The following is a 12,608-nucleotide window of genomic DNA, read 5'->3' on the forward strand; positions in this document are numbered from 1 at the left end:
CACAATGCCGCCTGCGCCGGGTAGCCGAGCAGCGGCAACCACGCAATCAGAAAGCACGCGACGAATTTGGCCCACACTTTCATGAATCCCAGTATAGGCGCTGCCGCGGCGCATCGCTACGGCCCGCGGCCGGACCTGTTGCGTGCTGGCTCGACGAGTGCCGTATCAGTACCTCGTCAATGCTTTTCCAGTTTCACGATGGTCAGCGTACCGTCAACGTTTTCGACGCGGACCTTGACCTTGTCGCCCTCGTGAACCTGCTTGACCATTGCAGCATCTTTCGCCTTGAAGGCCATGGTCATCGGCGGCATGCCGACGTTTTCCAGCGCTCCGTGCTTTAGCGTGACCATGCCGGTGGCCGGATCGACCTTCATCACTTCGGCATTGGTGAGCGCAGTGTTGGATGACGTTTTCGAAGTCGACGGCTTGGACATGTCCATACCTTCTTCAGCAAACGCGGGCGCCGCAACGATGGCTCCGAAAGCAACGGATGCAATAATCAATGTCTTCATTGAGTCTCTCCAGTTTGGGTAGATGGCACGTTCATGCCGGAAGTTGCATGGTGTGACCGCGCATCACATTCCTGTCTCGCGCGACGGCGCTGGAGCAGAAACCAGGCGGCGGGAATCACGAACATCGACAGCAGCGGCGCGGTGACCATGCCGCCGACCATCGGCGCGGCGATGCGCTGCATCACTTCCGAGCCGGCACCGTGTCCGACCATGATGGGTATGAGACCCGCGAGCACGACCGCGACCGTCATGGCTTTCGGCCTCACGCGCAACACGGCGCCTTCCCGGATCGCGTCGAACAGCAGCGCCTCGCTCAGCGGCTCGCCGGCTTCGAGCCTGCGGTTCAGCGCGCCCTTCAGGTACAGCAGCATGACCACGCCGAATTCCGCCGCCACGCCCGCGAGCGCGATGAAGCCGACGGCGGTCGCAACGGATACCGCATGCCCGAGAATCCAGATGAGCCAGAAACCGCCGACCAGCGCGAACGGCACCGTCGACATCAGCAGCAGCGCATCGGCCACCGAATCGAACGTGAGAAACAGCAGCACGAAGATGACGGCGAGCGTCACCGGAATGACGGTGCGCAGCTTCGCCGCCGCGCGCTCCAGATACTCGAACTGCCCGGACCACGCAATCGAGTAGCCGGGCGGCAGCACGACTTTTTCCGCCACGGCGCGCTGCATCGCCTTCACGGCGGATTGCAGGTCCGTGTTGCGGATATCGACGTAGACGTAACCGGAGAGCCTGGCGTTCTCGCTGCGGATCATCGGCGGGCCATCGGCAATCGTGATGCGCGCGACATCGCCGAGCCGGATCTGCGCACCGCGCTCCGTGACGACCGGTAGCTCACGCAGCTTCTCCAGCGAATCGCGGATTTCACGCGGATAGCGGATGTTGATGGGAAAGCGCTCCCGCCCCGCAATGACTTCGCCGACCTTGTCACCGCCTACCGCCGACGAAACCACCGACTGGATATCCGCCACGGCAAGCCCGTAGCGGGCCGCCGCCAGCCGGTCGATATCGACGTCGATGTAGCGGCCGCCATTCAGGCGTTCGGCCAACGCGGATGTCACGCCCGGAACGTCCTTCACCGCCGCCTCGACCTGCGCCGCGATGCCGTCGATTTGCGACAACTCGCTGCCTGAAATCTTCACGCCCACCGGCGTCTTGATGCCGGTCGACAGCATGTCCAGGCGATTGCGGATCGGCGGCACCCACACGTTCGACAGCCCCGGCACCTTGACGGTCCGGTCCAGTTCATCGACGAGCTTCTCCGGCGTCATGCCGGGTCGCCACTGGTCGCGCGGCTTGAACTGGATCGTGGTCTCGAACATCTCCAGCGGCGCGGGGTCGGTGGCCGTGTCGGCGCGTCCCGATTTGCCGAACACCGTGGCGACCTCGGGCACCGTCTTGATGAGCCGGTCGGTCTGCTGCAAGAGTTCGCCCGCCTTCGCTGCTGAAATGCCGGGAAGCGCGGTCGGCATGTAGAGCAGGTCGCCTTCGTCGAGCGGCGGCATGAACTCGCCGCCGAGCCGCGATACAGGAACAAGCGTGATGACCAGCGCGAGAACGGCGATGCCAATCGCGATCCACGGCCGGCGCAGCGTCGCTTCCAGCCACGGACGGTACAGCCGGATCAGCACGCGGTTGATGGGATTGGCGTTCTCGTGCGGAATGCGGCCGCGGATCAGGTAGCCCATGAGGACCGGCATCAGCGTCACCGACAAACCGGCCGCAGCCGCAATCGTGTAGGTCTTGGTGAACGCCAGAGGCGAAAACAGCTTGCCCTCCTGCCCTTCCAGCGAGAACACCGGGATGAACGACAGCGTGATGATGAGCAGCGAGAAGAACAATGCCGGCCCGACCTCCGTTGCGGAAATGGCGATGAGTTCCCAGCGCCGTGCCGTCGTGATCGGCTTGTCAGGGTGGTCGTGGTCGTACGCTTCGAGATGCTTGTGGGCGTTCTCGATCATCACGATGGCCGCGTCGATCATCGCGCCGATGGCAATCGCAATGCCGCCCAGCGACATGAGGTTCGCGTTGACCCCTTGATAGCGCATCACGATGAACGCGGTCAGCACGCCGAGCGGCAGCGACAGAATGGCGACGAAGGCGCTGCGCAGATGAAACAGGAACACCGCGCAGACGAGCCCGACGATGATGAATTCCTCGATGAGCTTGTCCTTCAGGTTATCCACCGCGCGTTCGATTAATTGCGAGCGGTCGTAGGTCGTCACGACTTCGACCCCCGCCGGCAGTGAGCGCTTGAGTGCGGCCAGTTTCGCCTTCACCGCGTCGATCGTTTTCAGCGCGTTCTTGCCGGAGCGCATCACGACCACCCCGCCCGCTACTTCGCCCTGACCGTTCAGTTCCGCGATGCCGCGCCGCATCTCCGGTCCGATCTGGATGCGCGCCACGTCGCCGAGCAGCACCGGCGTGCCGGCATCGTTCGCGCGCAGCACGACGTTGCGGAAATCGTCGAGCGTATGCAGGTAGCCGGACGAGCGGACCATGTATTCGGACTCCGCCATTTCCACCACCGAGCCGCCCGATTCCTGATTCGCCTTGCCGAGCGCGTCGGCCACCGTCGTCTGGGTGATGCCGTACGCCCGCAGCCTGTCGGGGTCGAGCACGACCTGGTACTGGCGCACCATGCCGCCGATGCTGGCCACCTCCGAAACATCCGGCACCGACTTCAGTTCGAACTTCAGGAACCAGTCGTTCAGCGCGCGCAGTTGTCCGAGGTCGTGCTGCCCCGTCCTGTCGACCAGCGCATATTCGTACACCCAGCCGACGCCGGTCGCATCCGGTCCAAGCGAGACGGTCGCTCCTTGGGGCAGACGGCTCTGCACCTGGTTCAGGTACTCGAGCACGCGCGAGCGCGCCCAGTACTGGTCGGTCTTGTCGTCGAACAGCACATACACGAAGGCATCGCCGAACGACGAATACGCGCGGATGGTTTTTGCACCAGGCACGCCGAGCAGCGTGGTGGTGAGCGGATACGTGACCTGGTCCTCGATCACCTGCGGCGCCTTGCCCGGATACGACGCCTTGATGATGACCTGGGTGTCGGAGAGGTCCGGCAGCGCATCGAGCGGCGTTTGCGTGACCGAGTAGACGCCCCACGCCGTGACGAGCACCGTCGCCAGCAGCACGAGGAAGCGGTTATGGATCGACCATCTTATGAGGCGTGCAATCATTTGGCGCCTCCAAGCGGTTCGACCTTGGTCAACTGGTAGCCGTCATCCGACTGCCTGAACGCGAAATGCACCATGTCGCCCGCCTTCACGTTCGCAAACGCATTGGGCGAGGGCTTGTTGAACGCCATCGTCATCGCGCCCCAGCCCAGGCCCGGAACGGGTTGATGCGAGAACGTGATGTCCTCGGCGGTCACTTTCTCGACCTTGCCGGTGGTCTCGTAGGTTGGGGCCACTGCCGCAGCCGCTGCGGACGCAGGCTCAGGAGCGCCTGGAGCCGTGCCCGCGCCGCCCTCCAGCCGCGGCAAAAGCGACTTCAGACTGGCTTCGGAATCGATCAGGAACTGACCGGACGCGACGACCTGCTCGCCGTCGCTCAGGCCGCTCAGCACTTCGGTTTCGTTGCCGATGTCGTTGCCGACCGTGACCGCAACGGGCTGCAAGCGGCCATCGCCGTTCCTCGCGATGACGACCGAGCGCTTGCCCGTGGTGATGACCGCCTCGGCCGGAACGAGCAGACGCGAGACCGGCTTCTGTGCGCCCACACGCACGCGCATCAGCATGCCGGGCGTCAGTTCGAGCGCGGCGTTGTCGATTTCGAGGCGCGCTTGCAGCGTGCGGCTGGTGGTGCTGATGCCGGGCAGGATCTCGCGAATCTGCCCGTTGAAGTGCCGGGCCGGGTCTCCGGCAAACGTCGCATCGACGGTCATGCCTGGCCGCACGCCCAGCGCAAGCGCTTCGGGAATTTCGACGATGAGCCAGAGCTTCGACAGACCGGCGACCTTGGCGAGCGTTTGCCCTGGCGTCACCATCGCGCCGTCCCTGACGTTCAGTTCGCTCAGCACGCCGGTTTCCGGCGACGACAGCACGACATGTGTCTGCGCCTTGCCCGTCCGGTCGAGAGCCGCGATGACGCCATCGGGAATCGACAGCGCACGCATGCGCGCGCGCGACGCTTCGAGCATGCCGCTGTCGATGCCGCTGCGCTTGAGCGCGAGATATTCTTCCTGCGGCGCGAGCCAGTCGGGCACGAACAGCGACGCAATCGGTGCGCCCTTCGCGATCGGCTGCATCGGTGCGCTGGCATGCAAACGATCGATGTAACCCGTCACGCGCGACTGCACCACCTCCGAGCGCGATTCGTCGAACTGCGTTGTGCCGACGGCATCGAATCCTTCCATCGTTTCGTGCCGGCGCACGGTGGCGTAGCGGATGCCGAGGTTTTGCTGAAGGCCTGGGTCGATCCTGATGCCGCCCGCGGCACCTTCGTCGGCGTAGACCGGCTGGAGTTGCATGTCCATGAAAGGCGACTTGCCCGGCTTGTCGAAGTGCTGGTTCGGCACCATCGGGTCGTGCCAGTACAGAACCTTGCGGCCCGTCTTGGGGTCGATCGTGTTTGCGGAGGCAGAGGTGGAGGCGGAGGCCGCCGATGCGCCGGAGCCCGTCGCCGGCGCGCGCCGCGTGCCGGCGAGATAGCCCGCGCCTAACAGCGCCCCGGCGATGGACGTCATCAGAACCGCGCGCGCCAGTGGTTTCGTTTGCATGGTGTTCTCCTTCACTGACTGACGGACATCGAGGCAGGCACGACCTGGTATTCCAGTTGCGCCCAGGTCTGCGAGACGTCTCGCTGCAAGTCGAGCACCTGAAGCTCGGCGTCGAGTTGCGCACGTCTCGCGGCAAACGTGTCCGCGAGCGAACCGGTACCCGCCTTGTACGCCGCCACCGCCAGGCGCACGCGCTGCTCCGCGAGCGGCAACAGCGCGTGCGTGAGATTGGCGATGCGCTCGCGGCCGCTGGCAAGCGTCGCGGACTGAGTCTGGATGTCCGCTGTCACTTGCCGTTGCGCGTCCTCGTACAGCAGGCGCGCCCTGGTGCCGAGCTCGGCTTTCTCGGCCGCGTCACGGTCCTGATAGTTCTTGCGATGGATCGGCAGCGGAATGCTCACCCCGACCGACACCATGTTGGAGAATCCGCCGCCGCGCTGCTGGTAGGCGACTTCCCACGTCCAGTTGGGGCTGCGGTTGCTGTTCGCGACGGCCGTATCGGCGTCGGCCACGGCGATGTCGCGCGACGCGGCGACCAGCACCGGCTGCACCTCGCTCAGTTCTTGCGGCGGCAGCGCTGGCACATACGACTGCGGCGCCGGCGGCTCGCCGCTCACGTCGGCAACGGCGCTCGCCGTCCACCGGGACAGCGCGATGAGCGCGGTCTGCAAGGTCTGCCGGGCCTTGAGCATCTGGTCCTGGGCCTGAGCGAGCAGCGCCTCGGCCTGGGTCACGTCGGCCGCGGTCGACTTCGCGCCACGATAGGACGCCCTCGTCGCATCCAGCTCATGACTCATGTGCTCAACGAGTTCCTGCTGCAGCGAAACCGCCTTCTTTGCATAGACCGCGTTCAGCCACGCCGCGGCCGTCTGTTGACGGGTGTTCGCGAGCTGCGCGAGATAGCCGGCCCGCTCGCGGTCCACCACGCCGTTCGCGAGCGCGGAGCGCAGCCGGCGTTTGTCGCCGGATACCCATTCCTGTTCGATGCCGACGCGGCGCATGGTCATGAAGTCCTGACCGATGGTGAATCGTTGCGGCCCGTTCACCGGCAGGTTATCGACGCCGGCCTTGAGCATCGGATCGGGCAACTGGCCGGCCCGCACGGCCGCTTCCGAACCGGCGCGCACCGATGCCTGCGCCGCCGCCATGATGGCGGAGCGGTCGGTAGCGGCCTGAAGTGCCGCATCGAGCGTGACGGGTGCTTGCTGCGCGCGCGCAGCGGCGCTCGCGAGAATCAGCGCGGCGCACAGCCAATGCGCGCGCAAGGGTGCGCGCCGGCATGACGGCGCGTCAATGGTTAAAGGCATGTTCGAACCCCAACGGCGGACTCCCATAGGGAATCCACGTCCTGAACGCAGGACGACCCTCACCGCGAACGCGGTGAACCTGTCAGAAAGGGATTAGATGACGCGAGGAGGTCGCCAGGGACCGGCCGGTTCACGGACGGGCAGCGAGTCGGCGTAGTGGAAAGCAACCGGAATCGAGAGTCCGGCGGGACGGGTGACTTCAGTACGGGAGACCGGGTGATACAGGCTGCCGAGCTGGCATTGCGCCGTTGCCTTGCAGAAGCCCTTGGCTTTCTCGGGTTGCGACGATTTCATGGTCTCGCACCCAGGCATTTCCGCGGACGTCGCACCGCCCTCGTCGGCGCCCATGCTCATTTGCATTGGACATTCTCCCGTCAACCCGCTCGCCGCCAGCCCACTGATGGGCAGCACGGCGCAAAGCAGCAGGAGGAGCAATGTCCGGAGCAATTTCATGGCCGGAATTATACGGGAGCAGTCTTATCCATGTTCGGGGAATTTATCGCCGGCGTGACTTGTCGCACGCAGCCGGCTGCGGGCTTGGGCGATGCAATTCGCGCGCCAGGCCCATGTCATCTCGGCGGGCAAGCCGGCATTTTCACGTGCAGGTTCTGGCAGGGATAGGACTTCGGCAATTGCGGCGAGTCGCCCGAGCGTGGGCTCACGGCCAGGCCGCTCACGACGGCTGAGCGGCTCGACGTGGCCGCGCTCTGACAGCCGGCGAGCGCGACGACAGCCGTCGCTATTGCAATGACGAAGCGAACACGGGCTATGGATGGTGTCTTCATCTCTGGATGATGGAGCGCGGCGCCTGAACGAGCCGTGACGCCGAAATGACTTTCTGGTCACCGCAGCGACATGCTCGACCCATTGCTATCGTGGCGGCCGGCCGGGCGTATGCCACGTCATGTCCGTGATGCGCAGCGGATGCCAAAGCGTCTGAATAACCATTGATCCAATGACCACTTGCCGGCGCCCCGGCACAGCAGGACCAACAGCATCGCGGCCCATTGAATGTGCGTGGGCCATGCCTGCGGATACACGAACACCTCGATGACCGTTGTCATGCCGAGCAGGACGAATGCCACGGGTCGCGTCGCGAGGCCGAGCACAAGCAGCACAGGCGCGGTCAGTTCGATCGACACAGCCATGTAGGCGGCAAGCTCGGGCGGCAGCAACGGTAGTCGATAGTCTTCCCTGAACAACTGGAGCGCGGCATTCCAGTCGGCCAGTTTGGTCATCGCCGAGTTCCAGAAGACCGTGGCGACAGCAAGCCTCAGTGGAAGCGCGAGAACCGTATACGGCACGCGCTCCAGCCATCCCACGGTGCGCAGGATGCGCTCAGTCAGTATCGAACTGCGATGAGCGGATCGAGATTCCGGCATCATGGGGGCTACCTCTCGGCTGTTCGGCTGGATGCCTCGTTCGACAGACGGATATCGACAAAGCATCCAGATACAAGAAGGTGTGCGAGCCAGACGGAAGTTTCAGCGTCCGGCGCATCGGCCAGGGCGTCATGCAAAGGGCGTCCCGCAAGCAACGCAGCCGTGAAGCGGTATTGCCCTTTCGTCATCCGGTTCACGTCGACGCCGGAAGGTGCCCGTTGGATAGACAAACAGACCGGATCAGCCGCCAGATCGATGTCCGCCAACGCGCTATCGTCCCTTGACAATACCGCGTGCCAGATGGCGTCGATGGGAAACGCCGACTCCATCATTCGTATTGCGGGACTCGGCAAAAACCGTACGGCTTGCATGCCGGCTTCATCCAGTTGTTCGAGGCGGCGTAGATCGAGCGGCGTTGCGTCGGCTGCGTGCAGCGCCTCATTCACGGCCCATTCGAGTCGTGCGGTATCCGGCAGATAGACGAGCGACGCCGCTTCCGGCATCCGCGCCAGAAAATCCGCGAACCTGTCGCCGTAGCTATCCAGGTGCGCGCTCGACGGTGGGCATTGCTCGATAAAAAGTCGAGCCGCGCCTTCGAAGAATTCGTCTCCAACCAAAGCCCGCACGGCCGGATAAGTGAGCCGCAATGCCGTAAGCAGCGTGCTATTCGCCGTGTTCCGATAAATCGCGAGCCGCGCCTGCGGAGCGAGGCCATCGGCTATCACATACGCGGCTGCATCGCCATCGGCAAGCCCAAGCAAGTCCCGGCGCACCGCGCATTGCAAGTCATGCAGCGTTGGCGCACAAGTCGTCATTTCCCTGCCTCCCGATAGCGGCATCCGCAAGCGCGGCTTCTTCCATCAGAACCTCGAGCGGCGGCACATCGGTGTCCCATTCGATCAGCGTGGGAACCGGTCCGAAACGCCTGAGCGCCAGTTCGAACAGGTCCCACACGGCGGGCGCGACGCGTGAGCCGTGGTCGTCGATGCGGATTATTCGGCCCTCGTCGAGCTGACGCACGCTGTGTCCGGCCAGGTGAATCTCGGTCACCGATTCGGGCGGCAAGGCATCGAGATAAACCTGTGCGTTCCAGCCGTGATTGCCGGCACTGACATAGATGTTGTTGACGTCGCAGAGGATGCCGCATCCCGTGCGCCGCGCGACCTCGGCGAGAAACGCCCACTCAGGAATAGTCGAGTGGCGAAAACGCAGATACGTGGACGGGTTTTCCAATGAAATGCGCCGCCGCAAACAGGTTTGCACCTGGTCAACGTGACTGCATACGAGGGTCAGCGCTTCTTCCGTCATCGGCAGCGGCAACAGGTCGGCGAGATAGACGCCACCGCTTACGCTCCATGACAGGTGTTCAGAAACGAGGCCGGGCTCGACCCGCTCGATGACGGCGCGCACACGCTCGAGATGCCGGGCATCCATGCCGTCGACGCTGCCGGGAGAAAGGCCCACCCCGTGAAGCGAGATCGGGTAATCCCGGCGAATCGCATCCAGGTATCCTGGCGCGAGGCCGCCGCCCATGTAGTTCTCGGTATGCACCTCGAACCAGGCGGCGGGCGGATGCCGTTCGACAACCTCGTGATGGTGCCGAAAGCGCAGCCCGACGCCGGCGCACGCCGGAATCAGGCCGTGGGCATAGTGCGAGGCGCCGGAAGCGGCATCCATGACCCTTCCCTCCTCACGCCGGCTTCAGCTTGCCGCCCTGGATCTTGCTGCAATCGCCGGCGGGCAGCAAAACGAATGACTTGGGGTCGCGCGCCTGGGTGGATTGTCCGGCGCAGGAATGGGCGCCTTCAGCGCAGTCGTTTTTCGACACGGCGTTGATGCCGTAGCACTTTTGCAGTTTGTTCGCTTCCATCCGGGCCATGTTGTCTTTCACGACTTGCGGCATCGTGCTCATGTCCTTCATGGCCTGGGCCTGAACAGGCGCGATCTGCATGGCGAGCGCCAGGCCGATTGCCGAAGACAAGGTCGAGGCCGTCATCCTGTGTTTGTTCATCACGCATCCTCCTGAGGGTTGCGGCCGGACATTGTGGGCCGTGCAGGAAGGTTCGGCCGAGCGCCGCAAAAGGTTACGGTCCGCTCAAACTTTTTCCGCGTGACAATCCGGGCTCCCCGCCACAAAATTTCGGCATGCAACGGCATCCCCCCCCGCCGAGTCCCGTTCCTGGTTCCGAAAGAGAGAGCCTGGCGTCGATCGCGCCGGCCGCTCGGCAAGCGCCGGCGACCCGTCGCGCCGACGGCAAACTCGACTGGTCCGCCATGATGGCCAGCGCGCAAATGGGCGACGCCCAGACCTATCGCCGGTTGCTCCAGGACATCACGCCCTACCTTCGTGCGCTCGCGGCACGACACATCCGCAATGCCGATGACATCGAAGACACGGTTCAGGATGTGCTGCTGACCGTGCACTCCGTGCGCAACACGTATGACCCTTCGCGTCCGTTCGGGCCGTGGCTGGTCGCCATCGCAAACCGGCGCATCGTCGACGGTCTGCGCCGGCGCGGCCGTGTTGGCTCGCATGAATCGTCAACGGAAAATCAGTTGGAAACCTTTGCCGCCGATGAAGCGAACTTAGAGGAAGAGACGGTGAATGCCCGCCTGGTCAGGGAAGCAATCGAGCAATTGCCTGTCGGACAACGCGACGCGATGCGCATGCTCAAATTGCAGGAGATGTCGCTGCAAGAAGCCGCGGCTGCAAGCGGAACGTCGGTTGCCGCGTTGAAAGTCGCCACGCATCGGGCCATGAAACGATTACGGGAGATGTTCCCGCAGCGAGGTAGCAAATCATGACCCGCACCTCCGACCTGATCGACGTGCTCGCCGCGGATGCCACGCCGGTGCGGCGTCTGCGCTCGCCAGCGGCGAGAGCCGCGTGCTGGTTGCTGTTTGCCGCGGTTGTGATGCTCTTCGTCGGTGTCGCGCATGGAGTGCGCGCCGACCTGGCGGTCAAGCTGCATCAGCCGCTATTCGTCATCGGCATGGCCGCGGCCACGGCCACCGGCATTCTGGCCGCCGTCGCGGCATTGATTGCCAGCGTGCCGGGCCGGTCACGCCATTGGCTTCTGTTGCCGGCACCGGCTGCGCTCACGTGGGTCGCCACGATTGGCTACGGTTGCCTGACCAATTGGATCGCGATCGGACCGGAAGGCATGTCTGTCGGCGAAACGGCAAGATGCTTCGCGACCCTGGTACTGGTCGGCATGCCGCTATCGCTCGTGATGCTGATCATGCTGCGCCACGCCGCCCGGCTGGCGCCGGGACCGGTCGTGATGGCGGGTAGTCTCGCGGTCGCTGCAATGACCGCGGTGGCCTTGTCGATTTTCCATCCTCTCGACGCGACCGCGATGATCCTGCTGTGGAACCTCGGCGTCGCCGCGCTTTATCTGGCGTTGAGCGGCCGCTACGGTCAGCGGCTGCTGGATTGGATCGCGCTGCGCTGACGAGCCGACCAGCCACGCCGGCTAGCGGCGCGGCCAGCGCCGCCATGTCAATGCGGCCAGGCTCAGCGCGGCGACAAGCGCAAGCGGACGATGCGTATCGAGCCATAGCGCGCTGCTGTGACGCTTCGCCTCGCCGTCGAATGGACCATGAACGCGATGCGCGCCGGCAACCGGTTGCCATAGATTCGAGGGCGCGGCATCGCTTGCCGGCGCGGCTCTTTGCTGCGCCTGATAGCCGGTGCGGCCGAGATATCGGTCCAGCCAGCCGGGCACGACCTGGTTGGCGACAATCGCCTTGACCGTCGATATCCCGACATACACCTCACGCCGACGATGCGTTGCCGCCCAGACGATCGCGCGCGCGGCGACTTCCGGCTGAAAAACGGGCGCCACCGGCTGCGGAGCGTGGGGCATGCGGTTCTCGGCCCAGTCGAATTGCGGCGTATTCAATGCGGGCATTTGCACCATCGTCAGATGGACGCGGCTGTGATCGTGAAGCAGTTCGCAGCGCAATGCGTCGGTAAAGCCGCGGATCGCATGCTTCGCGCCGCAATAGGCCGATTGCAGCGGAATCGCGCGATAGGCGAGCGCCGAGCCGACCTGAACGATGCAACCGCGATTGCGCGCGCTCATGCGCTTTAACGCGGCCATCGTGCCCCAGACGTAACCGAGGTAGGTCACGTCCGTCACCCGCGCGAACTCCTTCGGCGTCAGGCTTGCCATCGGTCCGAACACGGTGAGCATGGCGTTGTTGACCCATACGTCGATCGGACCCAGCTCCGCTTCCACGCGCGCGGCGGCGGCTTCGACGGCGTCGGCGTCGCTGACGTCGAGTGCGATCGGCAACGCGCGCACGCCGCATGCGCGCACTTGCGCTGCCGTGTCGTCGAGCGCCGCGGGGTCGCGCGCCAGCAGCGCGACATGCACGCCGCGACGCGCGAACGCGAGGGCGGTAGCGCGGCCCACGCCCGCGCTGGCGCCGGTGACCACCACGATTCGCGGTCGAGCAAGCTTGCGCCACATGGTTCCTCCGGTCGACGGTGAATGCGGGCGGGTTCGCGTGGGTTTTGAGTTGGCAGGTTCGTGCTGCATGCGTTGCATGCGGCGTGCCATGCGTTCAGGCGTGACGATTTTGTCGTCTGGGTGCGATTGGGCATTCGGGCAGTCCGCTTGGCGAGTGGCGAGTGGCGTGAGGTTTTCTAATGGCCGTG

General features: G+C 64.6%; 12 protein-coding genes. 2 read left to right on the forward strand and 10 right to left on the reverse strand.

Going from position 1 to position 12,608, the window contains the following annotated elements; genetic code table 11:
- Positions 1-176: 176 nt before the first annotated feature.
- From ACOCG7_RS09955 to ACOCG7_RS09995, 9 genes are all read right to left on the reverse strand, one after another.
- Complete coding sequence (locus ACOCG7_RS09955) at positions 177-512, reverse strand: copper-binding protein (RefSeq protein WP_114164440.1); 336 nt, start codon at positions 510-512, stop codon at positions 177-179.
- Positions 509-3,712 carry an efflux RND transporter permease subunit gene (locus ACOCG7_RS09960; RefSeq protein ID WP_244745242.1) on the reverse strand — a complete coding sequence of 1,068 codons (3,204 nt, stop codon included), beginning with the start codon at positions 3,710-3,712 and terminating at the stop codon, positions 509-511. Before ACOCG7_RS09960 ends, ACOCG7_RS09955 begins: the two co-directional genes overlap by 4 nt.
- On the reverse strand, positions 3,709-5,253 hold the full coding sequence (locus ACOCG7_RS09965) for an efflux RND transporter periplasmic adaptor subunit (protein ID WP_244745244.1): 1,545 nt from the start codon (positions 5,251-5,253) through the stop codon (positions 3,709-3,711). The genes ACOCG7_RS09960 and ACOCG7_RS09965 overlap by 4 nt, the downstream gene beginning before the upstream one ends.
- Positions 5,254-5,264: 11 nt before the next feature.
- Complete coding sequence (locus tag ACOCG7_RS09970) at positions 5,265-6,560, reverse strand: TolC family protein (RefSeq protein ID WP_244745246.1); 1,296 nt, start codon at positions 6,558-6,560, stop codon at positions 5,265-5,267.
- Between the two features lie 93 nt (positions 6,561-6,653).
- Complete coding sequence (locus tag ACOCG7_RS09975; RefSeq protein WP_073431722.1) at positions 6,654-7,013, reverse strand: hypothetical protein; 360 nt, start codon at positions 7,011-7,013, stop codon at positions 6,654-6,656.
- A 449-nt stretch (positions 7,014-7,462) separates the two neighbouring features.
- Complete coding sequence (locus tag ACOCG7_RS09980; protein ID WP_421377600.1) at positions 7,463-7,942, reverse strand: DoxX family protein; 480 nt, start codon at positions 7,940-7,942, stop codon at positions 7,463-7,465.
- A gap of 8 nt (positions 7,943-7,950) precedes the next feature.
- Positions 7,951-8,727: a DNA-binding domain-containing protein gene (locus ACOCG7_RS09985; RefSeq protein ID WP_342346034.1), complete on the reverse strand. Its 777-nt coding sequence runs from the start codon at positions 8,725-8,727 to the stop codon at positions 7,951-7,953.
- 1 nt (position 8,728) lies between these two features.
- Positions 8,729-9,619 (reverse strand): DUF692 domain-containing protein, encoded by an 891-nt coding sequence (locus ACOCG7_RS09990; protein WP_244745249.1) that lies wholly within the window; start codon positions 9,617-9,619, stop codon positions 8,729-8,731.
- Positions 9,620-9,632: 13 nt separating this feature from the next.
- Positions 9,633-9,953 carry a DUF2282 domain-containing protein gene (locus ACOCG7_RS09995; protein ID WP_244745251.1) on the reverse strand — a complete coding sequence of 107 codons (321 nt, stop codon included), beginning with the start codon at positions 9,951-9,953 and terminating at the stop codon, positions 9,633-9,635.
- 134 nt (positions 9,954-10,087) lie between these two features.
- On the opposite strand from ACOCG7_RS09995, the gene ACOCG7_RS10000 reads away from it, so the two are divergent.
- Positions 10,088-10,747 (forward strand): sigma-70 family RNA polymerase sigma factor, encoded by a 660-nt coding sequence (locus ACOCG7_RS10000; RefSeq protein ID WP_244745254.1) that lies wholly within the window; start codon positions 10,088-10,090, stop codon positions 10,745-10,747.
- Positions 10,744-11,397 carry an NrsF family protein gene (locus tag ACOCG7_RS10005; RefSeq protein WP_154875033.1) on the forward strand — a complete coding sequence of 218 codons (654 nt, stop codon included), beginning with the start codon at positions 10,744-10,746 and terminating at the stop codon, positions 11,395-11,397. The genes ACOCG7_RS10000 and ACOCG7_RS10005 overlap by 4 nt, the downstream gene beginning before the upstream one ends.
- A gap of 21 nt (positions 11,398-11,418) precedes the next feature.
- Here ACOCG7_RS10005 and ACOCG7_RS10010 read toward each other — a convergent pair whose 3' ends face one another.
- Positions 11,419-12,420, reverse strand: a complete 1,002-nt coding sequence (locus ACOCG7_RS10010) for an SDR family oxidoreductase (RefSeq protein ID WP_244745256.1) — start codon at positions 12,418-12,420, stop codon at positions 11,419-11,421.
- Positions 12,421-12,608: the final 188 nt, after the last annotated feature.

The sequence above is a fragment of the Paraburkholderia sp. DD10 genome (assembly GCF_049177125.1).
In the GTDB taxonomy this organism is placed as follows: Bacteria; Pseudomonadota; Gammaproteobacteria; order Burkholderiales; family Burkholderiaceae; genus Paraburkholderia; species Paraburkholderia terricola.